Genomic DNA, 24,495 nt, shown 5'->3' with positions numbered 1-24,495 from the left:
GAAGTGTGGTAACACATGTAGTTGACTGTTACTAATAGGTCGAGGGCTTAACCAAAAAGAATCTGACAACATGATGGAAGCAAAGATGGTGGAAGTCATGAATCAATGTGTAGTTTTGAAGATATAAAAGAGCAATTATTACTCTTGGAGTAAACGAGTTTTTTAGAGTATAATACACTCCTCACTTATATCTCAAAATAAAATAACTTTGGTATTTTATTTAAATAATACCGTATATATTCTGTTCCGGTATTAATATTCCTCGATAGCTCAATGGTAGAGCACACGGCTGTTAACCGTGGTGTTGCAGGTTCGAGCCCCGCTCGGGGAGTTAACAACAGTATGTTGTGACTTATGCAAGAGAGATGATATTGTTTCGCTTGTTATTAATTGGCTCCATGGTCAAGCGGTTAAGACACCGCCCTTTCACGGCGGTAACAGGGGTTCAAATCCCCTTGGAGTCATTGACAAAGATGATTAATTTTCTTTGTTCCATGATTTAAAATTGTTATATATGCCGATGTGGCTCAATTGGCAGAGCAGCTGACTTGTAATCAGCAGGTTATCGGTTCAAGTCCGATCGTCGGCTTCATGGCCCAATGGCTCAGTTGGTTAGAGCGCCGCCCTGTCACGGCGGAGGTCGCGGGTTCGAGTCCCGCTTGGGTCGTCACATAAATTATGTGAATATACAATGCTTATTATAGACGATTGGTTTATAATATCCCATGGGATCATAGCTCAGCTGGGAGAGCATCTGCCTTACAAGCAGAGGGTCACAGGTTCGAGCCCTGTTGGTCCCATATTATGCCGGCGTGGCGGAACTGGCAGACGCACAGGACTTAAAATCCTGCGGGCCTAATCGCCCGTACCGGTTCGATTCCGGTCGCCGGCATATCAATAAGCAATGTATGAATGACCAATTATATCGGGGTGTGGCTCAGCTTGGCTAGAGCGCTTGATTTGGGATCAAGAGGTCGCAGGTTCGAATCCTGTCACCCCGACTTATATGCGGGTGTAGTTCAATGGTAGAACACTAGCCTTCCAAGCTAGATACGTGGGTTCGATTCCCATCACCCGCTTTGTATGTTAATTGAATATACAAAGTATTACGCGCGAGTGGCTCAGTGGTGGAGTATCGCCTTGCCAAGGCGAGGGTCGCGGGTTCGAATCCCGTCTCGCGCTTATCTTTATCTCATGAAGATTAAGATTGTGTGCTACTAGCTCAGTTGGATAGAGCAACGGCCTTCTAAGCCGTGTGTCGGGGGTTCGAATCCCTTGTGGCACGTTACTAAATATTTGGATATCCATTTATTTAGCCTTTGGGCTATCGCCAAGCGGTAAGGCACAGGACTTTGACTCCTGCAGTCGCTGGTTCGAATCCAGCTAGCCCAGTCAGAGAGTAACTCTGAGTAATCAATTGTTATACAATAATAGCAAAATGGGATATTAGCTCAGTTGGTAGAGCACTTGACTTTTAATCAAGTTGTCCGGGGTTCGAATCCCCGATGTCTCATTAAGAAGGTTTCTTCTTATGCGGATGTGGCGGAACTGGCAGACGCGCTAGACTTAGGATCTAGTGGGAGACCGTGCAGGTTCAATTCCTGTCATCCGCATTCATGTGTCTAAACTGTAGAGTTTAGGCATTTTTTTGTTTAATAGGAAAGTCCTCCAACGTTCTTATTAAATAAACTAGTATAAGATAAACTGTGATAATTGGAAGATGGAATCATGAAGTAACGCTAACATATATGGGCGTCAAATCAAAGAACTTACTGGTTGCAATATGTATAGTAAAAAACAGAAAGGTAGAGAGTATGCACATAGAAAATGATAAAATGAATTGGAAGAAAAAATTAATGGAATACATTCCTTTTAATGAACAAGAGGAACAGGATCGAAAGGTAATGATTGATTATCTTGAAAAATTTCCGAATATCTTTACTCGTGAAAATGAATTTGCACACTTTACTAGTTCTTCATGGATTGTAAATTCCTCTCATACAAAAGTACTTATGATTTACCACAATATTTATGATTCTTGGTCATGGACAGGTGGACATGCGGACGGTGACCAGGATCTTCTTCATGTTGCAATAAAGGAAGCAAAAGAAGAAACCGGAATTCAGCATATCGTGCCAATCTCAAATGATATATTTTCACTGGAAGCACTTTGTGTAAATGGTCATGTTAAGAGAGGAAAGTATGTTTCCTCACATATTCATATTAATGTTACCTATCTTCTTGAAGCAGAAGAAAGTGATATGTTAGCTATCAAAGAGGACGAAAATAGTGGAGTAAAATGGTTTCCTATTGAGGAAGTAATTGCAGCTGTTAATGAAGAATGGATGCATGGGATTTATGATAAATTGAATAAAAAGTTAAAAAATATGGGTAAGACCAATTAGTTTTTAAATAAAAAAATATTCGAGTAAACATTCAAATATGTATCAAAGAAATCGTTTATAGAATAATCATAGCTGGTTTAAAGAAAAACTGAGGAATCGTTTAAAGCTAAGTAAAAATATTAAATAAGTAAAAATATTAAAAAACAGAAATATACACAAAAACCTCCAAATGTGTTGTTAATGACAACATTTGGAGGTTTTTGTGTAGAATCAATGGTTGTGTACAAGATATATGTTTCGTTTGTTCATAATTATAGATTCTATCGCCATGGTTTATTGAAGGAGTATACGTTTACAAGCTATGATAAGTTCAGGTATTGCAATAAGGCCTCTCGGATAGAATATGATCCTGATCGTCAATAACGGTATCCAATGGAAAATGAATACGTAGTGTAGGTAAATACTGATAAATTTTCATATTATTCGTATGCTGAACCCAAGTTATAAGGGAAGAATCTTTGTAGTCAATCTGGTAAGTAAATGTATAATGTCCATGTTTATTCGTATGTGCGACTTGTGGACTTACGGAAGGCGTAGTCATAATGGTAATCGGTATATAAGAACAAGGGATGTGTTCACCCATCTCATTGATAAAATACAGTTTACCAGTGATTCTCTTCAGTTGCCCATCGGTGGGATCCGTATCATAAATAACCTGATGATGAAGAATATATCGATGGTGAGCTTGGTATGCAACATGGGTACTTTCTTTTTGATAAAGAATGTGTGGTGTAGTATTTTTAAGCTTACAATTGGTATTAAGAACTTGACAGATATTCATGGCAGCACTGCCTTTTTCATCTCTATAGTATAATATATTTCATTTACATTGGTTGGTGCATAATTCAACCTTTCATAAATGTAAGATTGCAAATGCATTTGTAAGATGAAATTATGGTTTATCTTATAGTTATTTGCCATAATTATAGATAGAAAGGAAGTAAGGTGGTTATATGAAGATGCTAAAAAAAATTGGGAAAGGTCTTCTTTTTTGGGTTCCTGTGGTGATCTGTGCTTGGATCTTTTTTAACTATGTAGAGACCAATTATGAAAAAGGGATATATAAAGCACCTGGTGAGATGGTAGAAGTATTTGGCAATAAGATGCATGTCTACTGTAAAGGACAAGGAAAACATACGATTGTATTATTACCTGGTTTAGGAACCACAGCACCAACAATTGATTTTGAACCTTTAGTAAAGGAAATGGCGAAATCAAATAAAGTTGTGGTAATTGAACCATTTGGATATGGTTATAGTGAGAAAACAAAACGTGCACGTACAATTGACAACATTACAGAAGAAGTCCATGAGGCTTTAGAGAAATCAGGAATCACGGAATCAGTTGTTTTAATGCCACACTCTATAGCTGGAATGTATGCCATTAATTATGTAAATGAATATCCGGAACAGGTAGAAGCTGTTGTTGGTATCGATTGTACATTACCAAGAATGTGTTCGTATTTTGATGAAAATGCACCTACAGTACCTAAGGCGATGGGGCTAATCCCAACGTTGGGGATTTCTAGATTAGCTGTATCAATTACACCGAATCAATATTTACCAGAAGATGTGCACCATGTTTATTCAAAAAAGGATAAAAAAATTATGAAGGCCATGGTAGCTTGGAATGGATATAATCGAAATGTAGTAGATGAGATGAGAAAAACCAAAACCAATATGAAACAAACGGAAGAACTAGAATTTCCAAATGATTTACCTGTCTTAATCTTTTATGCAAAAGATAAGAAAATATCCTCTGACGGAAGAACAACGAAAGCATTTTATCAAACTTATCTAGAGAAATTACACAACTCACAATTAGTTGAACTAGATGGACCGCATTATCTTCATTGGACGTATTTTAAGGAAATGGCCAGCCAAACAGAGTCATTTTTAGAACAAATAATAAATTAGGTATCGATTGAGTAGAAAGAGATCGATTATGAAAGAGAAACAAACCTGAACCTATAATAAAAAGTAAATGTGGAATATTACATAAATACAAGAACAACCTGTATGAAGTGTCTTGCTTTATATGAAATACTATTTTCATAGCAAGCTTTTCATAATAGGTTGTTTTTATTTTACGCGAGCAACAAGCCAAAGTCCACGTTTCCTTGAGACCTTGGCGACTGCCGCGATAACTTGTTAAACTCGCAAAGCGTATTTATCATAGTTTATGAAAAAATAAGAGAAACGTATAACTTACCATATGAGATGATTTAATTTTAATTATATGCAAAAAAAAGTTGACAGAATGTACTAGTTGAAGTAATCTATTACTAGACGATATATCGATACGATACAAACTGGTAAACACAAAGCTCGAATAAGACAATAGTCGATAGTAAACTAACAAAGGTAAAATAAGCAATAAGTGAAACAGCAATAAGTGAAACAGCAATAAGTGAAACAGCAATAAGTGAAACAGCAATAAGTGAAACAGCAATAAGTGAAACAGCAATAAGTGAAACAGCAATAAGGGAATAAGCAACAAGGGAATAAGCAACAAGGGAATAAGCAATAAGGAAATAGGCTAATAAGGAATAAGCAAATAATCTAATAATCAAATAAGGAAATAACAAAAAAGCTAAATAAATAAAATAAACATACAGAGTAAGGAGTGAAACAATGTTAGAATTCATCGTATTAGGAATTATCAATTATGAAGATATGACAGGTTATGACATCAAGAAATTTATTGATCAAGGAATTGGGGTGTTCTATAAGGCAAGTTTTGGGAGTCTGTATCCCATATTAAGAAGATTGACGGAAAAAAAATTAGTAACGATGTATGAAGGAGCAAAAGGGGAGAGGGTAAAAAATTATTATCAGATTACAAAAGAGGGAAGAAATGCATTTATGGAGTGGTTGGTTACGCCAATTCAGGTTGATGATGGAAAAGGAACACAGCTAGTTAAAATCTATTTCTATGATCTGTTGGATTCGGATACAAGAAGGAATCTACTGGCAATCTATCGTGAAAAGAATATTCAGTACTTGAATCAACTATATGAGTTAGAGAAAAAATTCTCCGCTTTACCAAATAAGGAGTGTTATTATTACAAAATATCAGTTTTGTATTACGGTATTCGAGTAATGAAGGAAACCATTGCATGGTGTGATGATATAATGGAAAGGAAGGAATTATAATGAAGGAAACAATTTATACGATTGATTTAGATGGAGTTAACTGTTATCTGATCCGGTCTAAAGAAGGAGATATCCTTGTGGATACAGGTGGTCCAATGTTTTTGGATAAAGAAGTAAAAAGTAGAAGAGCAGAAATTGAGAAAGAATTGGTTAAGCTCAATTGTACGAAAGAAACATTAAAGGTCATCCTATTGACTCATGGGGACTGTGACCATTCGTATAATGCAAGATATTTAAGCGAGAAATATGATGTACCTGTTGCAATTCATAAAGATGATTGTAACCTTGTTCAGCAGATGACAGTACAACAGATGTTAAGTAATAGCCGGTATCATTCCATAGGATATCGGATCATTATGTCACTATTGAAACCGATAATTAAGAAAATGGCAGCAAAGATCTCCAATGAATTTGAAACATTTATACCAAAGATTATTTTGCAAGATGGTATGAGACTCGATGCGTATGGTGTTGGAGCAAGTATTGTACATATCCCAGGACATACGCAGGGGAGTATTGCAATCGTAACAGATGAGGGAGAAGCTCTTGTTGGAGATAGCTATGTGAATTTGAAGAAACCAAGCTATGCAATTAATGCATTGGATTATAAACAGCTGGTAAGTAATTTACATAAACTGGATCGTTTTTCGATTCATCGCATATATCCTGGCCATGGTAAACCATTCGATCGTAAGGAGTTATAAAAAATTTCTTATACTAGATTTATAAATTTTGCAAGATTTGTGTTTACAAATTGCAAAATGAATGGTATTATCTAATTGGTGATGATTATGAAGGAAAGAATGAAATATCAAAAACGAAGAATACGACAATTTTATATAGAATTTTAAAAGCAGACGAGAGTCTGCTTTTTTTGTACTTTACTGTAGCGCAGTAATGCAGATGCCACGGTATAAAACACGATAGTTACTAATTGGAGCAAGGTAAGAAAGGAATATATGAAGATGAAATATATAAAGAAAAAATATTTGAAGAATTTATTTTACATTTTAGCTGGGAATACAATCTATGCTGCCGCTGTTGTGATGTTCATTCTACCAAATCAATTAATAACAGGTGGGACCACAGGACTTGCATTATTCTTTCATCATCAATTCAATATACCAATAACTTTTTTTGTTAGTGCATTCAATACCATTATGTTCTTGATTGGTCTTGCTATATTAGGGAAAAAGTTTGCATTAACAACGATCATTAGTACATTCTATTATCCAATTATATTTGGTATACTGGAAAAGTGCAAAGCGCTCCAAGGAATTACCAATGATCAGTTGCTAGCGGTTATATGCGGTGGTATCATGATTGGTTTTGGTATTGGAATTGTGTTACGTGTAGGAGCTTCCACTGGTGGCGTAGATATTCCTCCACTAGTTCTGAATAAGAAATTCGGAATACCTGTATCGGTTTCATTGTATATAATTGATTTTTCAATATTACTTCTGCAGATGATCTTCTCAAATAAAGAGCAAGTATTGTACGGAATCTTATTAGTGATTACCTATACGGTGATGTTGGATAAAGTACTTGTACAAGGAAAATCTCTGGTCCAAGTGAAGATAATAAGTGAAAGATACGAGGACATCAATCAGGCAATCATTAAGCAGTTGGATCGTGGTTCCACATTGATGCATGCTGAAACTGGTTTATGTAGAAATTCCAATCTTGTTGTATTATCAGTCATTAGTAACCGAGAGTTACCGAAACTGAATCAATTGGTATTAGAGATTGATCCGGATGCATTTGTTGTAATCAGCCAGGTGAATGAAGTAAAAGGAAGAGGTTTCTCTACGAAAAAGGTTTATGCTGAGGAACTATAAGGAAAGAAGAACAATTTCAAAAATGATTATATTGAGAAGGACTACAAAGAAAAGATTGCATGCAATCCGATTCTCTGTAGTCCTTTTTAGCAAACTAGTTTTTGGTGTTTATATTTCTTATGCTTGTGGAGAAAAGCCAAAATACGTTAATAGGCCTTCATAAATGGCGTATGCAAATTGATATTGGTCATCACGTAATTTTTGGGCATCCTCAAAGTTTGTAATATAGCCCATCTCAACAAGAAGTGCGGGCATTGTTGTATTACGGAGAACATAAAGCGATGGATTGATTCGCACACCATTGTCTCTTGTTCCGACACGTGCTACGATTGCATTTAGAATATATTCTGCAAGATAATAGGCTTGCGAGAATGCTTGTGCAACATAGACTTCTGTACCATTATAATTTGGATTATCACTTGCATTGCAGTGTAAACTGATGAAATAATTTGCAGGCCAACTGTTTGCTGCGTCAACTCTGGCACGTAAACTTGACGTATTGTTGTATCCCAATATTTCAGTAGGTGTATTTCTAGAAGTTCGAGCTTCAAAACGAGAATCATTGTTTAGCAGGTCTCTTAAGTAAATCCCCACATTATAAGTGATATCTTGTTCACGTAGATTGTTGCCTTCTGCTCCAGCGTTAACGTTCTCTGGATTGTGTCCTTGGTCGATAAAGATCTTAATTGCCATAGGGGTCTCCTCTCATTATAGATAAACGGATGAAATCCATTTGCTTTATTATATTCAGAGGTTGTATTCTTGTGTACCGAACGTGAGAGCAAATTCAAGGGAGGCCTTGATAATTACAAGAGAGAAGGTTTCTATCTACAATAAATGGATAATTGCAACAAATTTGACATTTTTACTAGGTACTCTATTGGTAGTACTTAGGATTGAACTATCTAATCGTGGGATCGTTTATCCTACTTGTTGGTGGAGCCATTGCAATCTATCTTTCGAAGAAGATAACAAAACCAGTTATTGAGATGAGCCATGTTGCAGAAAGTGTTGCCCGTTTGGATTTTAGCAAACAGGTAGAATACAACGAACCCGATGAAATCGGACAATTAGCCACCAGTATTAATACCATGTCTCAGCAACTAAGTCAGAATATTGATCAATTGAAAGCGGATATCGAACATCGAAAACAGCTATTTCGTAATATTACCCATGAACTAAAAACAAAAATACCAAAAGCCCTAGTATGACAAAGTAATTTCACAGTCGTTTCACAAAGAATAGATAGTATATATATATAAATAATCTGTTCATTAAAGGAGGGTAGAGAGAACAGATCAACTCAAACTCAAACCAATATGATAAAATACTATCACAAGAATCTACGGAATCTTGTGATAGTATTTTTTTAGTGAATTGAGAAAGGGAAAAATGTATACTGAAAAAATGCTTGTCAAGGGATAACAAAGCGTTTTCCTTGGGGATATTACTTGAAGTTATGGTGATAATTGAATATAATGATAGTAGGGCAAAATACTGTTGACGTTATGTTATTACGCATGCGATTTTGTTCTTTATAGTAGATGATTTAAAGTTATTATGGGAGATAAGCTTATGTATAGTGAAGACTTTTGTAACAATCCTGTTATAAAAGTTTTGGAGGTTAGAATGAAAAAAGATATCTATATATTAAAGAAACAATTTTTTGAATTGGCTGATCAATATGAAAAGTTAGCCAAGAACTTAGTGGAGGCATTGAAAATTCTATTATCGGAGATCAATGTAGGCTATTTGACTATTGATTATCGTATTAAAACATTTGATTCTTTTCTAAAGAAGATTGAACGTAAGAAGTATGAAACACCATTTGAACAGATTGAAGATATATGTGGAATCCGAATTATCTGCTACTATAGAAGTGATATTGAAAAAATCTGTGAAATAATTAGTAAGGAATTTCAGGTGTTGGAGAGTGAGGATAAGGAAGACCTTCTCGATGAGAATGAATTCGGTTATCGTTCCCATCACTTTATTGTAAAGGTAAAGGAAGAGTGGTTATCAACACCAAACTATCGTGATTTTGGAAAATTGAAAGCAGAAGTACAGATTCGTACAAATTTGATGCATACATGGGCAGAAATCGAGCACAAATTGGAGTATAAGAAAGATGATGATATTCCAATGAAATTCAAACGTAAGTTTTCTCGAATCAGTGCAATGTTAGAGGAAGCAGATGAACAGTTTGAAGAACTTAGAGAAGAAATCTTCAAGTATAGACAAGAGATGTTATCCAATGTTATGGAGGAAAATTTCAATTCACTTGAGAACGATCAGATCAATATGGATACCTTACAAGTATTTATGGATTACCTATTTCCAAATCAGGAAAAGAGTACACGCATGGTAAGTGAATTAGTATCAGAATTGAAACAATTGCAATTAAGTATTGGTGATTTGAAAAAATACTATGATTCCTGTAACCAATATCTAGAATCGGTGGAATCGGACACCTTGCAACATTTTGATGATAATTATAAATGGTACCAGGTAAGTTCACTTCGTACAATCTTAGAATTGTGTAGCAAAGAATATTATGAGAAATATGGTATTCGCAAGGATATGAAGGAAATCATTAAGAAATACCGTGGAATCATGAAGCAATCAGAGAAAGAGACCAAACCAGAACCAACAACTTAATTCATAAGTGATGGGATCGACTCATACTATAGTAGTATCTTTTAGTATGAGAGGTATATATGAATCGGTTGTTTCGATTAAAGCAGGGAATTTTATGTGAGCTGTTTGTTGTCCTTGTTGCCTTCTCTTTCTTTATATATGACAAGGTATCAGATCCTGCGTTAGCTACGATTATACAAAAACAGGAAGATGGAGAAGATAATACAGAAACAAAACAAGAGACAGAATCTGCAGAACAAGAAAAGTCCGAACAGAATAGCGAAAAGCAAGTGGAAGAGGATTCCACTAAAAAGAAAGAATTCATAAAGTGGGTTGAATTCAATGTATCCTACGAAGCGCTGGATCGGGCATATACATATGATGTAGAATCCTATGGAAAAGATATTCATGTTAACTGGATCGAAATCTTAGCATATCTGGGAGCTCGATATGGTGGAGAGTTCAAACAATACAAGCAGAAAGATATGGATCAGCTAGTTGAGCAGTTGTTGGCAAAAGAAGAAACGATGGATACTATTACAGCAGATATGCAATATTATTCCTATTATCTAGAAGCATACACTGCAGTTTTAGGTGGCTTGGTTGGAGAATATGAAATTGAGCAAAAGAAAGAAGAAAGTTCTACGGAAACAATATGGGTCAAAAAGTATGGACTTAAGGGATTTTTACCGATTGCAAAGAATTTTCCATATTGTGATTATGATGATTTTGGAGTATCACGTTCCTATGGATATAAAAGAAGGCATCTTGGACATGATATGATGGGGCAGGTTGGTACACCAATTATAGCAGTGGAATCCGGGTATGTGGAAGCAATTGGTTGGAATCAGTATGGTGGATGGCGGTTAGGTATCCGAAGTTTTGATGGAAAACGCTATTACTATTATGCACATTTGCGTAAGAACTTCCCTTATAACAAAGAATTGCAGGAAGGAAGTATCGTGCAAGCAGGAGATGTAATTGGCTACCTTGGAAGAACGGGATATAGTACAACGGAGAATGTGAATAATATTGATACATCACATCTGCATTTTGGATTACAATTAATCTTTGATGAATCCCAAAAAGAAGGCAATAATGAAATTTGGGTGGATTGTTATAATTTGATTCGCTTCCTTTATCGTAATCGATCAGAAACGGTAAAGAATACAGAAACAAAGGAATGGGTCCGAATCTATAATATAAAAGATCCAGCAGCAGAAGAATATAAAAAGAAAAAGTAAAGGTTTCATACAATAGACAAGGAAAACGATTACACATGCGTTATGTTTATAGAAGAATGACTAAAATAAGAACAGAGAGAAAGAACCAGAAGGAAGCAGGTGGGTACAGATGAAGATCTATCTAATAAGACACGCAAGACAAAACAGCAAATTATGTAATGTAAACGTGGAATTATCGGAGGTCGGCAAGCAGCAGGCAGATTTATTGGGAAAAAGATTGGCGATGTATTCCATTGATCTTCTATATTCTAGTGATTATATACGTGCGAAAGAAACTGCAGAGATTGCAAATGCCTATCTTCATGCGGAACATCGGGTCAGAGAAGAATTGCGTGAGATTGATTTTGGAGAATTAGAAGGCAATACGGACGCATATAATCTAGAACATTATGGAGATTTTCTGAAGGAGCGAAGTACAATGGACAGTGATCTTGCATTCCCTGCAGGTGAATGTGGACAGGATGTATGGAATCGTGCAAGAAAGGTACTAAATGAGATAATAGCAACAAACTATGAAAATGTGGCAATAGTGACACATGGTGGAACGATACGTTCCATATTAGCAGGCATACTTGGTATGGACCAGGCACATAAGCTGCAGTTTGGTCTTTGTTTGGAGAATACAAGCATTACACAACTGAACTACAATAAAGAACGACAACAGTTTTACGTAGAGAGATTTAACGATTATGCACATTTGGAGCAATATTCGCAACTCTTAAGAAAGAACTGGTAGTAAAACAAATGGGACAAAGAAGAACAGTGGTTTTTTATCAAACGGCTGAGAAAGATCAATGGAGGATGAATATGTACAATATTATATTAGCGTCGGGTTCCCCAAGAAGAAGAGAGATTTTAGAACAAGTGGGAATTCCATTCACAGTGAAAGTAAGTAATAAAGAAGAAGTTATTACAGAAAAGGAACCTGTAAATATTGTAAAAGGGTTGGCATCCATGAAAGCAAATGATGTGGCGGAAGGTGCGAATGTCAATGATGTAATAATTGGTTGTGATACCATCGTTTCCTATCATAATCAGATTATGGGGAAACCGAAAAATGAAGAGGATGCCAAACGTATGCTGCAATTGTTGCAAAATGATGTACATGAAGTGTATACAGGTGTATCCGTCATCATTAAGATGGAGCAGGAAGATGGTTCTGTAACGGATAAAGAGATTAATTTCGCAGTTGAAACAAAAGTGTATGTTAATGCGATGAATGAGCAGCAGATTGATGCTTACATTGCAACAAAAGAACCAATGGATAAAGCGGGTGCTTATGCAGTACAAGGAAAATTTGCAGCACATATTAAGAAATTAGATGGGGATTACTATAATGTAGTAGGATTACCAATATCGAAACTTTATAATATTTTATTAGAAGAGGGAATCCTAACAAATTAAAATATATGAAATCTTAAATTAATATTTAAATCGTAAGTCATGGAAGATTGACTTATGTAAGAAATGAATTAGATATTAAAAATGTAAGAATCCGAACAAATTCAAGAACACTTCTCTTTGGGAATATTGACGAGACTACATGTTTTGTCTGTATCCAGAGAGAAGTGTTTTTATATAGTCAGCAAAAAGAAAAGAAAGGATATATGGACCATTCATGCGTATATAAGGAGAAATGTAAGAAGAGAAATTAATAAATACGATTCGCATACGTTTTGAAATGTTGTATAATAATAGGAAATGTATAAAGAACGTGTAATGTGAATTTTATACACAATTGTTGACGATAAGGATGGAAAGTAAGAGAAAAATAGTCGATTGAAAGGGGAAATATTATGGCTAAGATTATATTCTTAGAAGATGAGCCAACAATACAGGAAGTAACAACGGAATATTTTAAGATGGCGGGACATGAAGTGACGGTAGTTCGTGATGGGAAAGAAGCAATCGATGCTATTGACAAAGCTACGTTTGAAGTAGCGGTATTAGATATCATGGTACCGAAGATTAGTGGTATGGAAGTATTGTCGTATATTCGAAAGAATAAGCCAGATATGGCTGTAATCATGCTATCCGCATTAGATGATGAGCAAACACAGGTGCATGCTTTTAACTTGTTTGCGGATGATTACATAATCAAACCATTTTCACCGATTCTTTTACTAAAGAGAATTGAGACCATTCTTCATCGAAGAGTGGGGAAAACACAGGAAAAGAAAGAAACGGAAGAATTACTTATAGATGAGGAAGCCTATCAGGCTTTCTACAAGAAACAATCCTTGTACTTGACGGTGAGTGAATTCTTACTGCTTAAGACATTAGCAAGTGAACCTAATCGGGTTTTCCAGAGGGAGCAATTGATTCAAAAAATCTTTCAAGAAGATATCTGTGTCAATGATCGAATTATAGATGCACATGTGAAGAATCTCAGAAAAAAATTACCGAGGAACTATATTAAAACAGTCATTGGAGTGGGATATCAATTTGATCGGGAGGCAAAAGAGTGAAATTATCAAAGAAAATGTTTGTGTATAGTGCCATTCTCGTAACATTATTGATTGGTTTTATCATTGGTTACTTTATCTTTATGTTGCCTTCTTTATATGTGGATCATATGAAAAAGAGCTATTTCGATGAAATTGTTCAGGTTCAGAAACATTTTATAAAAGACAGGGATTATTCGGAAGTATCGGTAAGAAATCCAACAGCTACTTTTTCTTTTCGAATACCAGAGAATGAGGATAGCATCTACGTGTATAATACCTATCTTTCCGTGAAAGTTTCTATAACTAATGAAAAACTTCTTTCCTTATTGTATGATGTACGCGACAAATTTCAACAGGCGTCTGAAGGTGACGATGCAGGGAATTTTAAAGAAGCATCGTTCTCTAGTGATTTCAAAGAGGTGGAACAGCTCATGAAGGAAGTATTTGTGGATTCACCGGAGCTACCCATTCAGTTTGAAGAGGTTCAAGTATTTGATCGGGAGAATTTCAAAGAAGTTTTCAGCCGATTTCGTGCAGTTGGGAAGAATATTGCTGTTTATCAGTGGGATGGAACGGATGGGATGAATTACTATACCAATTATATTGCATGTAGCAAAGACAACGATGACATTTTACTAACATTACTGCCAGTAATGACCCCAAGAATGAGCGAGATCCGTCCAGTTGTTTTGCAGAGTTTACCAATGATTGTTGCAGTAACCGTGCTTTTGATACTTTTTTCAACTCATATCATCGCACAAAAAATTATCACTCCCATACAAAAACTAGCAAGTCATGCGGAATATGTAAGAAATACGGGGAATCTTATTCCAGAAAAAGAAATTGCAGAAGGAGAAGATGAGATTGCTATCTTAAGTCAAAGCCTTAATGTCATGTATGCGCAATTATCTGCACAATATGTGGAATTGAAGCAGAGCAATCAGCGATTACAGGAACAGAATGAGAAACAGGAAGTATTCCTTCGAGCCTCTTCTCATCAGTTGAAGACACCAATAGCAGCGGCAATGCTATTAGTAGATGGAATGATCCAGCAGATTGGAAAGTTTCGGGATGTGGAAATGTACCTACCAAAGGTGAAGGAACAATTGCGAACCATGCAGAAAATGGTTGAAGATATTCTTGATCTCAGTCGTTGTGAGAGGGAAAGAAAGACAGAGACGGTGAATGTAAAAAAAATCATAATCCAAAAGATGGCTTCCTATCATGTACAGATGGAGGAAAGAGGACTTACGTGGGATGCCTCATTGCAGGAGGTTCTCCTAGAAACAGATGGAGAAATTCTGTATACTATTTTGGACAATGTGATATCTAATGGCGTGCGATATGCCAAAGAAGGAACCAAATTGCAGATATCACTAGAGAAGACTGCATTTACACTACTCACAAGGAATGAGGGAATTCAGGAAGAGATATTACCACATATCTTTGAACCATTTGTTACGGGAGAAGAGAATACTTCCATGGTTAATAAAGGACATGGACTGGGTCTGTATGTGGTTTCTTATTATAGCAAGGTACTTGGTTTTTCTGCAACAGTACGAAATGTGAAAGAAGGAGTAGAGACTGCAATTCTATTTAAGAAGTAGCATAACATCTCCATCCAATCTTCATACGAAATTCATATGAAACTGCTATAATGAAGATATCAGAAGTGGAAAGATGAAAAAGAAAGTATGAGGTTGATGTGTATGGTAACGATTGATCATATATGTGTCACTTATGGAGAGAAAGTGGCATTATCGATTACAAAACCTATTGTATTGCAGGAGGGAGACCGGATTGGAATTATTGGTGCAAATGGTGCAGGGAAGAGTACATTAGTGAAAGCAATCCTCGGTGTTACTCCATATAAGGGAAGGATTATTACTAATCTTAAACAAGAGGAGATTGCAGTTCATCTACAGGAAAATAATTATGTAGATAATATGCCCATTCGCTATATTATGGAGGGAATCTTAAATACAAGTATTAAGAAGAATAAACGCTTACAAGAATTGATCGCATTCTTTGGCATGGAAGATTGTCTAAAAAAGAGATACAGTGCGTTATCAGGTGGACAAAAACAAAGAATGACCATTATTCTGGTCTTGTTGCAAGATGCGAAACTTACCTTTTTTGATGAAGTGACGTCTGGTTTGGATTTTGAAACGAGGCAGCAGTTGGTGTTAAAATTACAAGAATGGTATCGTGAGAAGGATACGACGATCTGTATGGTTTCTCACTATTATGAAGAATTAGAACAACTGGTAAATAAAATCTTAATTCTAGACCAAGGACAGGTTGTTGATTATGGAACGAAAGAAGAATTGTTTCAAAAATACTGTAAACATGCCATCGTTATCTTAGACAATACAGCAAAAAACCAAGAAATAACGAAAAATTATGAGCGGATAGCAGCTCCATCGCATTTGCTTGCACTTTCTTGTGAGAATGAAGAAAAGGAGCGTCAGATTATTAATCATCTGCTTGCACAGAATGTGAATTTCAAAAGAAGTGACAGAGATATAGAAATTATGTCGATTAACGCTTTACAAGGAGGAATTCAACATGCAGAGTAGAGGATTTAGTTTGAAATTGCTTCAATATGAATTGCGAAATACCCTTGGCAATGTATTCATACTTGTATTTGGTATTTTGTTTCCTATTATTATGTCCATCTTAACCGTAAAAGTTTTCTTACAAGGTGTTCCGGAGCAAATGATGGAAGAAACAAAAGCAGGGGTTTTTATCACCATGAGTTTAGTGATTCCAATGGCAACAGTTTTGATTGGGTATGCAGCGACCTATTCTCAGGAATTAGAGAAAAAAATACCGTTCCGTATCCAGATGTTTGGCTATTCCCACCGAACCTTACTTCTTGTTAAGATGATTAGTTATCTGATTGTCATGACGATTTCGCTAATCTTGTTTACAATCGTGGATTATACCGTATTAGATATTCCAGTACCGACACTAAAAGCAGCAGGTGTGTTAATCCTAAGTTTATATCTGTTGGTATGCATCTTATTTATTATGGCGCATGGGATTGCATTGTATTTTAAAAAGTTTGGACCAACGTATGCAATAACAATGGCGTTTTATTTTGGAATCATGATCTTATGTGGTATGTTCGGGGTTATGCCAAGTCAGTTGCCAAAAGGCTTACGATTTATCGCATATCTATTTCCGATGAGCTATATAAGTGAAGATTTTGCAGGGTTTTGGAAAGGAGGAACATACAACTTTGTTCCGTATATTCAATCCATGTTATTCCTAACTGCAGTTTCCTGTTTGATTTTATATCTTGCTTTACGAAAAAATAGAAGAGTTGGTTAATGTATAAAAAAGCCCCGATGTGAATAAATATACATGATTATTCATATCGGGGCTTTTTACGGTTGTACGCATTTATGGTTTACAACATTTATTTATTATTATTTTTGATTTCTGCCATCTTCATAGCACGAACTTTTAAGGATAAACCGAATAAGTTGATGAATCCTTCTGCATCATGATGGTCATATAAATCACCAGTTGTGAAAGAAGCAATGCTTTCATTATACAAGGAATATGGAGAAGTTGTTCCCATCTTGATGATATTACCTTTGTATAATTTGAACTTTACTTCACCAGTAACGTATTCTTGTGTAGTTTCGATGAATGCTTGAACAGCTTCACGAAGTGGAGTGAACCATTTTCCTTCGTATACGATATCAGCGAACTTATTACCCATATCTTTCTTTGCGGTATAGGTGTCACGATCAAGTATTAACTCTTCTAATTGTTGGTGTGCTTCCATAAGGATTGTTCCACCTGGAGTTTCATATACACCACGTGATTTCATACCAACAACACGGTTTTCAACGATATCAATGATACCAATTCCATGTTTTCCGCCGAGAGCATTTAATTTTGTAACGATTTCAGAAACTTTTAGTTTTTCTCCATTTAAGCTGGTTGGAATACCTTTTTCGAATGTCATGGTAACTACTTCGCCTTCATCTGGAGCTTTCTCTGGGGATACACCAAGAACTAATAAGTGATCATAGTTTGGAGCTTTTGCAGGATCTTCCAACTCAAGACCCTCATGGCTGATATGCCATAAGTTTCTGTCACGACTGTAGCTGTTACTTGTAGAGAATGGTAAATCAATACCATGTTGTTTACAATATTCGATTTCATCTTCACGAGATTTCATCTTCCAAGTATCATTGCATCTCCAAGGAGCGATGATCTTGATGTCTGGAGCAAGTGCTTTAATTCCAAGTTCGAAACGAACCTGGTCATTTCCTTTACCAGTAGCACCGTGGCAGATTGCTACAGCACCTTCTTTTCTAGCAATTTCAACTAATTTCTTAGCAATTACTGGACGAGCCATGGAAGTACCAAGTAAGTATTTATTTTCATAGATTGCATTTGCCTGAACACATGGAATCATGTATTCGTCACAGAATTCATCTATTACATTCTCTATGTATAATTTCACTGCACCAGAAGCTTTTGCTCTTTCATCTAGTCCATCAAGTTCATTGCCTTGACCAACATCGATACAGCAACAAACAACATCATAATTATAGTTTTCTTTTAACCATGGAATAATTGCTGTGGTGTCTAATCCACCTGAATAAGCTAAGATAACTTTTTCTTTCATATTAATATACCTCCTAAAATATGTATTGTGCTAATATGTATACGCATCCAAAAGGAAATCAGTATCTATGACCTTTTCACTTGCCAAATATGAGCAAGTAGCGCAAATGCGCAGATTGTAAATGTTGCAGAATTGTGGGAGTTGCGAAGCAACGGAACAATTCGTATATCTGTAAGGGAAAATGATACGTTTGCACCTTACAACATATTATAAATATACAACATATATTAATATTATGCAAGTAGTAAAATAGAAAAAAATCAATTTGGATTCCAATAAAATGTTGAATAAGCTGGACGTATCTGTTAAAAAAATGTAGTATATTCTTATATAAAGTGGAAGTATACATTATTCATTACGACTACTATTTGTCATGAAAAAAAACAGAAATACATACTTGCATAAAATGCAACATAGATGTATAATTATAAAATCAAGCAATTCAGTTGGAATGCAATAATACGAGCTGATTCACGAAACGGTGTATGATAGGAGATGTCTTATGATTAGACAAATGACAATTGAAGACTATGATAATGTATATAAACTATGGCAGACCATCGAAGGATTTGCAATTCGTACGATCGATGATTCTCGTGAAGGAATTGAACGCTTCTTATTAAGAAATCCGAAAACGAGTGTTGTATATGAAGAAGACCAGGTGATTATCGGAGCAATCCTGTGTGGTCATGATGGAAGACAAGGTTGCTTCTATCATGTATGTGTCCATAAGGATCATCGAAACCGAGGAATCGGTCATAAGATGGTGCAAGCAGCAGTTGAAGCATTAAAGAAAGAAAAGATCAATAAAGTGAATCTGGTTGCATTTACACAGAATGCAGTAGGGAATACATTCTGGAATGAACTTGGATGGCGTTACAGACAAGACCTGAACAATTATGATTTTACAATCCAAGCGGATCCAATCACGATTGTAGGGAAGAAAGAATAAGGTTGGTACAGTAGTCTAGAAAGTAAAAATTAAAGAAAGGAGCCATGCGTTGCTCATATTTCTTATAAGAAAAGAGCAATGTCGCAAGCAATTGTGGGTGGCATGGGAATGATTATGAAGAGTATTAATGGTGGAGTTACGGCAGCAAAAGGTTTTCAAGCAGCAAGTACAGAAGCAGGTATAAAATATCAAAACCGCAAAGATATGGCATTGATCTATAGTGAAGTTCCTTGCGTAGCAGCAGGTACATTTACAAGAAATGTAGTAAAGGCAGCTCCTGTTCGTTGGGATCAAGAGGTAATTAAGAATTCCTCCAGTGTCCAGGCAATAGTAGTAAACAGCGGAATTGCCAATGCCTGTACCGGTGAGATGGGAAAAGCAAATAATGAAGTAATGGCTGCTGAAGTAGCAAAGAAACTTAATCTGTCAAAGGAGATGGTATTAACTGCATCTACAGGTGTAATCGGAAAACAATTGAATATGGATGCCATTTTATATGGTGTTGATCAATTAGTGAAAAGTTTAGAAGGAACCTTAGAAGCAGGTTCATTAGCTGCGGAAGCGATTATGACCACAGATACACATAAAAAAGAAGTGGCGGTACAATTTGAAATTGATGGTCATACAGTAACCTTAGGTGGTATGTCAAAAGGTTCTGGAATGATTCACCCTAACATGGGTACCATGCTTGCGTTCCTTACCACAGATATTGCGATGTCAAAGGAATTGCTACAAGAAGCCATCTTTGATGACGTACAAAGTACATATAATATGATTTCGGTTGATGGAGATACCTCAACCAATGATAGTTGTTTCCTATTAGCCAATGGATTAGCTGGAAACAAGATGATCACTACAAAAGATGATAGCTATTACAAGTTTGTAGAAGCATTAAATCAAGTAAATACAATATTAGCGAAACAAATGGCTGGTGATGGAGAAGGTGCTACGAAGTTATTAGAAGTTAAGGTTGTTCATGCTACTTCAAAAACAGAAGCAGTTGCCTTAAGTAAATCGGTAGCAACATCTAGCTTAGTAAAGACAGCAGTTTATGGAAATGATGCCAACTGGGGAAGATTCTTATGTGCCCTTGGTTATGCAGGTATTGATTTTGATCCGGATAAAGTAGACCTATTCATTGAAAGTATTGATGGAAAAGTAAAATTGGTTGAGAATGGAATGGATACGGAATTTAATGAAGAATTCGCTACAAAGATCTTATCTGCAAAAGAAGTTTGTACAATTATTGATATGAAGATGGGCGAAGCTATGGCAACAGCATGGGGTTGTGATCTGACTTATGATTACGTTAAGATAAATGCTGATTATCGCTCTTAGAACATTTGGATTAGAACGCAAAAGGTATTGCGTAGAGATTAGGCTTTAGCAATACCATACATAGAATAAAAACAGGTTACGATACGAGCTTGCTTAAAATAGTGACAATTATAGAAAAGGTTAGGAGAACATTACAATGGATACGATGGAACAAGTAATGATTAAAGCACAGACTTTAATTGAAGCATTACCTTACATACAAAAATTTAACAATAAAAAAGTCGTTGTAAAATACGGTGGTAGTGCCATGTTAGATGAGAATCTACAGGCGAATGTAATCAAAGATGTAGCATTGTTAAAACTAATCGGAATGAAGCCAATCATTGTTCATGGTGGTGGAAAAGAAATCAGTAAGTGGATTAATAAAGTTGGAAAAGAAACAAAGTTCATAGAAGGTTTACGTGTTACAGATGCAGAAACAATGGAAATTGCAGAGATGGTATTGAACAAGGTGAATAAGCATCTTGTACAGATGGTTGAACAGATTGGTGTAAAAGCTGTCGGTATGTGTGGAAAAGATGGCGCTACAATCATGGTAGATAAGAAAATGCCAAATGGACACGACATTGGATTCGTTGGAGATATTAAGAAAGTTAATACGGACTTGATCGATACTTTAATCGAGAATGATTTTATTCCTGTGATTGCACCAATCGGAATTGATGAAAACTTTCAAACCTATAACATAAATGCTGATGATGCAGCTTGTGCAGTTGCGCAGGCGATTGGAGCAGAAAAATTAGCCTTTTTAACGGATATTGAAGGCGTATATACAGATCCAGAGGATAAAAGTACGTTAATCTCTGTATTAACATTAGATCATGCAGATGAATTGATCAATAATGGATATATTGGTGGTGGAATGCTTCCAAAATTGAAAAACTGTATTGATGCTGTTCGTAATGGCGTTGCAAGAGTCCATATCTTAGATGGTAGAAGAGAACATTGTTTGTTACTAGAGTTCTTCACAAATCGTGGTATTGGAACCGCAATTATCAATAATGAGGGGTGGTTAGAGAATGAATAAATGTATCGAAGTAAGCGATAAGAATTTTATGCAAGTGTATAGTCGTTATCAAATCGCTATAGAAAAAGGGGATGGCGTCTATTTATTTGATAACGAAGGAAAGAAATATCTGGATTTTGCAGCTGGAATTGCTGTATTTGCATTTGGATATAACAACAAAGAATATAATGAAGCATTGAAAGAGCAGATTGATAAAGTAATTCATACATCCAATCTGTACTATAACGTACCAGCAGCAGATGCTGCAGAGAAATTCAACAAAGCAACTGGTATGGACCGTGTATTCTTTACCAATAGTGGTACAGAGGCAATTGAAGGTGCAATCAAATTAGCTAGAAAGTACGCATATAACAAAACAAAGACAAATGACAGTGAAATCATCTCTATGAATCATTCCTTCCATGGAAGAAGTACAGGTGCATTAGCGGTTACTGGTCAACCCAAATACCAGGAAGCGTTCCGTCCATTGATTAATGGAGTTGTATTTGCTGATTTCAATGATTTGGAAAGTGTGAAAGCAAAAGTAAATGAGAAAACTTGTGCGATCATTTTAGAGCCTGTACAAGGAGAAGGTGGGTTATATCCAGCAACAAAGGAATTCCTGCAAGGAGTTCGTGCTCTTTGTGATGAAAAAGATATCGTATTGATTTTTGATGAAATCCAATGTGGAATGGGGAGAACGGGTTCCATGTTTGCATACCAGGATTATGGTGTGAAACCAGATATCATGACTTCAGCAAAAGCCTTAGGATGCGGAGTACCTGTTGGCGCATTTGCTGCAACAGAGCGTATTGCAAGCGCTTTTGAAATTGGGGATCATGGTACAACCTATGGTTTTAATCCGTTGGCAACAGCTGCAGTAAGTAAAGTGTTTGATATGTTTGAAAGTTATCATTTGATCGACCATGTGAAAGAAGTCTCTGCATATCTGGAACAACAATTAGATGCATTAGTTGGTGAATTTGCCTGCATTAAAGAAAGACGTGGAAAAGGTCTAATGCAAGGATTAGAATTAACCATACCTGCAAAAGATATCATCCTAAAAGCAATGGATCGTGGATTATTAATCATATCAGCAGGTTCCAATATTCTTCGTTTTGTACCACCACTTGTTATTACAAAAGAAGACGTGGATGCCATGATTGCTATTCTTAAGACTTGTTTCTAGTGAACGGTTGTGAGGTAAGCTATTTACTTATGTCTTACGGTTAATAATGGGATACAATAGGGTGCAATCTCGCGTTGTATTTTGCTAGTCTTGATACGACGTAACGTGATGCACGATTGCTTTTGCAATACAAGAATAGATGAGCAACAAGGGGCAATGAAAATAATTATATTTCATTGTCCCTTGTTGTTTTCTGTATACAGTAGGTGAACACATCGTAAGGTTGACTTTGCTCCTTTGTGTCATGATTAACAAACGGGATAAAAGATACCAGAAAGATCCGTAGTACAGATATCGATTTCATCTCTACGATTATAGTGATCGTCTACACCCACACAGTGAGTGGTAGCCAATCCACAGGCATTTACACTTGCGTATCCTCCTTTTACTGGAATGGTAATCTGTATGCAAACGAAAGGATTGTTACAAAGGCAACGCATCTTTAATCCTTGGCAATGACTAATAAGATGAAAGGTTACCTGTAAGTCAGTTACACAATAGGTATAAAACATCGGAATGACATAAGGGCGATTCTCTTCCGCCATTCCCAAATGACATATGTTTGTACGGGTTAGCACCCATAGAATATCCTCCGTAGAAAGTTTTTGTTTACATGACAACTCCATAATGAATCCTTTCTAAATGAGAATTGTTACGAATTGTTCCGTTGCTTTGCAACTCACACAATTCTCAAATATTCGCAATCCGCGCAAAAGCGCTACTTGCTCATATTTGGCGGTTCAATAAGTTATATTCCCTTTTGTGCAAGCACAAAATGAATATAACTTTTGAACCTGTATTATATAATATATGCATACTTTGCTAATATGTGGAGAAAATACATGGTAAGGATTAGAGAAAACATAAGAAGATTATCTTGATCCAAAGTAAATTCGAGTACGAAAGGAAGAAAGATATGTGGGGATTTTTAATTGCGATTGTTTCAGGAATTTTGATGAGTGTACAGGGCGTCTTTAATACGGGGGTAACGAAACAGACAAGTGTATGGGTTTCAAGTAGTTTTGTTCAATTAACAGCATTAGTAGTATGTTTGGTTGCCTGGTTTGTAACAGGTAGACAGAGTAACTTCCAATCGTTATTTCAAATCGATCATAAGTACATGTTACTTGGTGGTGCAATGGGAGCATTCATAACATTTACTGTAATCAAAAGTGTAGCAACACTAGGACCAGCAAAGGCAGCAATGCTGATTGTTGTTGCACAGATGGTCATGTCATATGTAATTGAACTGTTCGGATTATTCGAAGTAGAAAAGGTACCATTCCAATTTCGTAAGTTAATCGGGGTAGCATTATTCATTGCCGGAATCATTACATTCAAGTGGGAATAACCCCTTTCAAAAAAAATGCATAAATTAAGACTAAATTTGTAGAAATGCCTATTGTAATACCACCCCCAATTTTGTAAAATATAACTTATCGGAAGGAAATCAAGCGCGAACGAAGTGAGCATTTGATTTCACCCGATAAGTTAGCGAAAGAACGAAGTTCTAGAGCAAGCAGGAACGCGAAGCGTTGCTGGATATCGGAAGGAAATCAAGCGCGAACGAAGTGAGCATTTGATTTCACCCGATAAGTTAGCGAAAGAACGAAGTTCTAGAGCAAGCAGGAAC

24 protein-coding genes and 13 tRNA genes are annotated in these 24,495 nt (G+C 36.1%); 32 read left to right on the top strand and 5 right to left on the bottom strand.

The window, feature by feature from the left end:
• The first annotated feature begins 259 nt into the window (after positions 1-259).
• The 14 genes from HBB17_RS16435 to HBB17_RS16370 all read left to right on the top strand — a co-directional run bounded on the left by HBB17_RS16435 (position 260) and on the right by HBB17_RS16370 (position 2,405).
• Positions 260-331: transfer RNA gene (locus tag HBB17_RS16435), tRNA-Asn, on the top strand.
• 61 nt (positions 332-392) lie between these two features.
• Positions 393-464 (top strand) — tRNA-Glu (locus HBB17_RS16430).
• A 52-nt stretch (positions 465-516) separates the two neighbouring features.
• A tRNA-Thr gene (locus HBB17_RS16425) sits at positions 517-589 on the top strand.
• A gap of 4 nt (positions 590-593) precedes the next feature.
• Positions 594-667 (top strand) — tRNA-Asp (locus HBB17_RS16420).
• Between the two features lie 60 nt (positions 668-727).
• Positions 728-800, top strand: a tRNA-Val gene (locus HBB17_RS16415).
• Positions 801-806: 6 nt separating this feature from the next.
• Positions 807-892: transfer RNA gene (locus tag HBB17_RS16410), tRNA-Leu, on the top strand.
• 34 nt (positions 893-926) lie between these two features.
• A tRNA-Pro gene (locus HBB17_RS16405) sits at positions 927-1,001 on the top strand.
• Between the two features lie 7 nt (positions 1,002-1,008).
• Positions 1,009-1,079: transfer RNA gene (locus HBB17_RS16400), tRNA-Gly, on the top strand.
• 31 nt (positions 1,080-1,110) lie between these two features.
• A tRNA-Gly gene (locus HBB17_RS16395) sits at positions 1,111-1,182 on the top strand.
• 29 nt (positions 1,183-1,211) lie between these two features.
• A tRNA-Arg gene (locus HBB17_RS16390) sits at positions 1,212-1,285 on the top strand.
• 35 nt (positions 1,286-1,320) lie between these two features.
• Positions 1,321-1,392 (top strand) — tRNA-Gln (locus HBB17_RS16385).
• Between the two features lie 48 nt (positions 1,393-1,440).
• A tRNA-Lys gene (locus HBB17_RS16380) sits at positions 1,441-1,513 on the top strand.
• A 20-nt stretch (positions 1,514-1,533) separates the two neighbouring features.
• Positions 1,534-1,613, top strand: a tRNA-Leu gene (locus HBB17_RS16375).
• Between the two features lie 222 nt (positions 1,614-1,835).
• Entirely contained in the window at positions 1,836-2,405 is a 570-nt protein-coding gene (locus HBB17_RS16370) for an NUDIX hydrolase (RefSeq protein WP_167958582.1), read from the top strand.
• 310 nt (positions 2,406-2,715) lie between these two features.
• Here the strand turns inward: HBB17_RS16370 and HBB17_RS16365 are convergent, their stop codons facing one another.
• Complete coding sequence (locus HBB17_RS16365; protein WP_167958581.1) at positions 2,716-3,186, bottom strand: hypothetical protein; 471 nt, start codon at positions 3,184-3,186, stop codon at positions 2,716-2,718.
• 172 nt (positions 3,187-3,358) lie between these two features.
• On the opposite strand from HBB17_RS16365, the gene HBB17_RS16360 reads away from it, so the two are divergent.
• Positions 3,359-4,321 carry an alpha/beta fold hydrolase gene (locus HBB17_RS16360; protein ID WP_167958580.1) on the top strand — a complete coding sequence of 321 codons (963 nt, stop codon included), beginning with the start codon at positions 3,359-3,361 and terminating at the stop codon, positions 4,319-4,321.
• 368 nt (positions 4,322-4,689) lie between these two features.
• Here HBB17_RS16360 and HBB17_RS16355 read toward each other — a convergent pair whose 3' ends face one another.
• A complete protein-coding gene (locus HBB17_RS16355) occupies positions 4,690-4,977 on the bottom strand; it encodes a hypothetical protein (RefSeq protein WP_167958579.1) in 288 nt (95 codons plus the stop codon).
• A gap of 61 nt (positions 4,978-5,038) precedes the next feature.
• On the opposite strand from HBB17_RS16355, the gene HBB17_RS16350 reads away from it, so the two are divergent.
• The 3 genes from HBB17_RS16350 to HBB17_RS16340 all read left to right on the top strand — a co-directional run bounded on the left by HBB17_RS16350 (position 5,039) and on the right by HBB17_RS16340 (position 7,398).
• Positions 5,039-5,560, top strand: coding sequence for a PadR family transcriptional regulator (locus HBB17_RS16350; RefSeq protein ID WP_167958578.1), 522 nt, complete (start codon positions 5,039-5,041; stop codon positions 5,558-5,560).
• On the top strand, positions 5,560-6,264 hold the full coding sequence (locus HBB17_RS16345; RefSeq protein WP_167958577.1) for an MBL fold metallo-hydrolase: 705 nt from the start codon (positions 5,560-5,562) through the stop codon (positions 6,262-6,264). Before HBB17_RS16350 ends, HBB17_RS16345 begins: the two co-directional genes overlap by 1 nt.
• A 261-nt stretch (positions 6,265-6,525) precedes the next feature.
• A complete protein-coding gene (locus HBB17_RS16340) occupies positions 6,526-7,398 on the top strand; it encodes a YitT family protein (RefSeq protein ID WP_167958576.1) in 873 nt (290 codons plus the stop codon).
• Positions 7,399-7,515: 117 nt separating this feature from the next.
• On the opposite strand, the gene HBB17_RS16335 is transcribed toward HBB17_RS16340, so the two are convergent.
• Positions 7,516-8,091 (bottom strand): N-acetylmuramoyl-L-alanine amidase family protein, encoded by a 576-nt coding sequence (locus HBB17_RS16335; protein ID WP_167958575.1) that lies wholly within the window; start codon positions 8,089-8,091, stop codon positions 7,516-7,518.
• Positions 8,092-8,294: 203 nt separating this feature from the next.
• Here HBB17_RS16335 and HBB17_RS16330 point away from each other — a divergent pair, with 203 nt between their 5' ends.
• From HBB17_RS16330 to HBB17_RS16290, 9 genes are all read left to right on the top strand, one after another.
• Positions 8,295-8,609 (top strand): HAMP domain-containing protein, encoded by a 315-nt coding sequence (locus HBB17_RS16330; protein ID WP_167958574.1) that lies wholly within the window; start codon positions 8,295-8,297, stop codon positions 8,607-8,609.
• Positions 8,610-9,027: 418 nt separating this feature from the next.
• A complete protein-coding gene (locus HBB17_RS16325; RefSeq protein WP_167958573.1) occupies positions 9,028-10,056 on the top strand; it encodes a GTP pyrophosphokinase in 1,029 nt (342 codons plus the stop codon).
• A gap of 59 nt (positions 10,057-10,115) precedes the next feature.
• Entirely contained in the window at positions 10,116-11,279 is a 1,164-nt protein-coding gene (locus HBB17_RS16320; protein WP_167958572.1) for a M23 family metallopeptidase, read from the top strand.
• A gap of 109 nt (positions 11,280-11,388) precedes the next feature.
• Positions 11,389-12,015: a histidine phosphatase family protein gene (locus HBB17_RS16315; RefSeq protein WP_167958571.1), complete on the top strand. Its 627-nt coding sequence runs from the start codon at positions 11,389-11,391 to the stop codon at positions 12,013-12,015.
• A gap of 71 nt (positions 12,016-12,086) precedes the next feature.
• Positions 12,087-12,683, top strand: coding sequence for a Maf family protein (locus HBB17_RS16310; RefSeq protein WP_167958570.1), 597 nt, complete (start codon positions 12,087-12,089; stop codon positions 12,681-12,683).
• A gap of 392 nt (positions 12,684-13,075) precedes the next feature.
• The gene (locus HBB17_RS16305; protein ID WP_167958569.1) at positions 13,076-13,747 is read left to right on the top strand and encodes a response regulator transcription factor; all 672 of its coding nucleotides are present in this window, start codon (positions 13,076-13,078) and stop codon (positions 13,745-13,747) included.
• Complete coding sequence (locus HBB17_RS16300) at positions 13,744-15,333, top strand: sensor histidine kinase (protein WP_167958568.1); 1,590 nt, start codon at positions 13,744-13,746, stop codon at positions 15,331-15,333. The genes HBB17_RS16305 and HBB17_RS16300 overlap by 4 nt, the downstream gene beginning before the upstream one ends.
• Before the next feature lie 87 nt (positions 15,334-15,420).
• Positions 15,421-16,305, top strand: coding sequence for a metal ABC transporter ATP-binding protein (locus HBB17_RS16295; protein ID WP_238483778.1), 885 nt, complete (start codon positions 15,421-15,423; stop codon positions 16,303-16,305).
• On the top strand, positions 16,295-17,062 hold the full coding sequence (locus HBB17_RS16290; RefSeq protein ID WP_167958567.1) for an ABC transporter permease: 768 nt from the start codon (positions 16,295-16,297) through the stop codon (positions 17,060-17,062). The genes HBB17_RS16295 and HBB17_RS16290 overlap by 11 nt, the downstream gene beginning before the upstream one ends.
• Before the next feature lie 88 nt (positions 17,063-17,150).
• On the opposite strand, the gene HBB17_RS16285 is transcribed toward HBB17_RS16290, so the two are convergent.
• Entirely contained in the window at positions 17,151-18,377 is a 1,227-nt protein-coding gene (locus HBB17_RS16285; protein ID WP_167958566.1) for an argininosuccinate synthase, read from the bottom strand.
• A 502-nt stretch (positions 18,378-18,879) separates the two neighbouring features.
• Between HBB17_RS16285 and HBB17_RS16280 the strand changes: the two genes are divergently transcribed.
• From HBB17_RS16280 to HBB17_RS16265, 4 genes are all read left to right on the top strand, one after another.
• Positions 18,880-19,329, top strand: a complete 450-nt coding sequence (locus tag HBB17_RS16280) for a GNAT family N-acetyltransferase (protein WP_167958565.1) — start codon at positions 18,880-18,882, stop codon at positions 19,327-19,329.
• Between the two features lie 114 nt (positions 19,330-19,443).
• On the top strand, positions 19,444-20,667 hold the full coding sequence (gene argJ / locus HBB17_RS16275; protein ID WP_167958584.1) for a bifunctional glutamate N-acetyltransferase/amino-acid acetyltransferase ArgJ: 1,224 nt from the start codon (positions 19,444-19,446) through the stop codon (positions 20,665-20,667).
• 145 nt (positions 20,668-20,812) lie between these two features.
• Entirely contained in the window at positions 20,813-21,694 is an 882-nt protein-coding gene (gene argB / locus HBB17_RS16270) for an acetylglutamate kinase (protein WP_167958583.1), read from the top strand.
• On the top strand, positions 21,687-22,862 hold the full coding sequence (locus tag HBB17_RS16265) for an aspartate aminotransferase family protein (RefSeq protein ID WP_167958564.1): 1,176 nt from the start codon (positions 21,687-21,689) through the stop codon (positions 22,860-22,862). Before argB ends, HBB17_RS16265 begins: the two co-directional genes overlap by 8 nt.
• Positions 22,863-23,110: 248 nt before the next feature.
• On the opposite strand, the gene HBB17_RS16260 is transcribed toward HBB17_RS16265, so the two are convergent.
• Positions 23,111-23,488, bottom strand: a complete 378-nt coding sequence (locus tag HBB17_RS16260; RefSeq protein ID WP_167958563.1) for a pyridoxamine 5'-phosphate oxidase family protein — start codon at positions 23,486-23,488, stop codon at positions 23,111-23,113.
• A 290-nt stretch (positions 23,489-23,778) separates the two neighbouring features.
• On the opposite strand from HBB17_RS16260, the gene HBB17_RS16255 reads away from it, so the two are divergent.
• Positions 23,779-24,213, top strand: a complete 435-nt coding sequence (locus tag HBB17_RS16255) for a DMT family transporter (protein ID WP_167958562.1) — start codon at positions 23,779-23,781, stop codon at positions 24,211-24,213.
• Positions 24,214-24,495 lie beyond the last annotated feature (282 nt).

Source organism: Anaerosporobacter faecicola (assembly GCF_012070565.1).
Classification (GTDB): domain Bacteria; phylum Bacillota; class Clostridia; order Lachnospirales; family Lachnospiraceae; genus Anaerosporobacter; species Anaerosporobacter faecicola.
Note: the sequence above shows the minus strand (reverse complement) of the source record. Positions and strands in the feature narration are given on the sequence as shown.

Excerpts from the sequence above, each read along its gene's own strand:
- HBB17_RS16370 (WP_167958582.1), top strand. The coding sequence starts at position 1,836 with ATGAATTGGAAGAAAAAATTAATGGAATACATTCCTTTTAATGAACAA.
- HBB17_RS16365 (WP_167958581.1), bottom strand. The coding sequence starts at position 3,186 with ATGAATATCTGTCAAGTTCTTAATACCAATTGTAAGCTTAAAAATACT.
- HBB17_RS16360 (WP_167958580.1), top strand. The coding sequence starts at position 3,359 with ATGAAGATGCTAAAAAAAATTGGGAAAGGTCTTCTTTTTTGGGTTCCT.
- HBB17_RS16350 (WP_167958578.1), top strand. The coding sequence starts at position 5,039 with ATGTTAGAATTCATCGTATTAGGAATTATCAATTATGAAGATATGACA.
- HBB17_RS16345 (WP_167958577.1), top strand. The coding sequence starts at position 5,560 with ATGAAGGAAACAATTTATACGATTGATTTAGATGGAGTTAACTGTTAT.
- HBB17_RS16340 (WP_167958576.1), top strand. The coding sequence starts at position 6,526 with ATGAAATATATAAAGAAAAAATATTTGAAGAATTTATTTTACATTTTA.
- HBB17_RS16335 (WP_167958575.1), bottom strand. The coding sequence starts at position 8,091 with ATGGCAATTAAGATCTTTATCGACCAAGGACACAATCCAGAGAACGTT.
- HBB17_RS16325 (WP_167958573.1), top strand. The coding sequence starts at position 9,028 with ATGAAAAAAGATATCTATATATTAAAGAAACAATTTTTTGAATTGGCT.
- HBB17_RS16320 (WP_167958572.1), top strand. The coding sequence starts at position 10,116 with ATGAATCGGTTGTTTCGATTAAAGCAGGGAATTTTATGTGAGCTGTTT.
- HBB17_RS16315 (WP_167958571.1), top strand. The coding sequence starts at position 11,389 with ATGAAGATCTATCTAATAAGACACGCAAGACAAAACAGCAAATTATGT.
- HBB17_RS16310 (WP_167958570.1), top strand. The coding sequence starts at position 12,087 with ATGTACAATATTATATTAGCGTCGGGTTCCCCAAGAAGAAGAGAGATT.
- HBB17_RS16305 (WP_167958569.1), top strand. The coding sequence starts at position 13,076 with ATGGCTAAGATTATATTCTTAGAAGATGAGCCAACAATACAGGAAGTA.
- HBB17_RS16295 (WP_238483778.1), top strand. The coding sequence starts at position 15,421 with ATGAGGTTGATGTGTATGGTAACGATTGATCATATATGTGTCACTTAT.
- HBB17_RS16290 (WP_167958567.1), top strand. The coding sequence starts at position 16,295 with ATGCAGAGTAGAGGATTTAGTTTGAAATTGCTTCAATATGAATTGCGA.
- HBB17_RS16285 (WP_167958566.1), bottom strand. The coding sequence starts at position 18,377 with ATGAAAGAAAAAGTTATCTTAGCTTATTCAGGTGGATTAGACACCACA.
- HBB17_RS16280 (WP_167958565.1), top strand. The coding sequence starts at position 18,880 with ATGATTAGACAAATGACAATTGAAGACTATGATAATGTATATAAACTA.
- argJ (WP_167958584.1), top strand. The coding sequence starts at position 19,444 with ATGAAGAGTATTAATGGTGGAGTTACGGCAGCAAAAGGTTTTCAAGCA.
- argB (WP_167958583.1), top strand. The coding sequence starts at position 20,813 with ATGGAACAAGTAATGATTAAAGCACAGACTTTAATTGAAGCATTACCT.
- HBB17_RS16265 (WP_167958564.1), top strand. The coding sequence starts at position 21,687 with ATGAATAAATGTATCGAAGTAAGCGATAAGAATTTTATGCAAGTGTAT.
- HBB17_RS16260 (WP_167958563.1), bottom strand. The coding sequence starts at position 23,488 with ATGGAGTTGTCATGTAAACAAAAACTTTCTACGGAGGATATTCTATGG.
- HBB17_RS16255 (WP_167958562.1), top strand. The coding sequence starts at position 23,779 with ATGTGGGGATTTTTAATTGCGATTGTTTCAGGAATTTTGATGAGTGTA.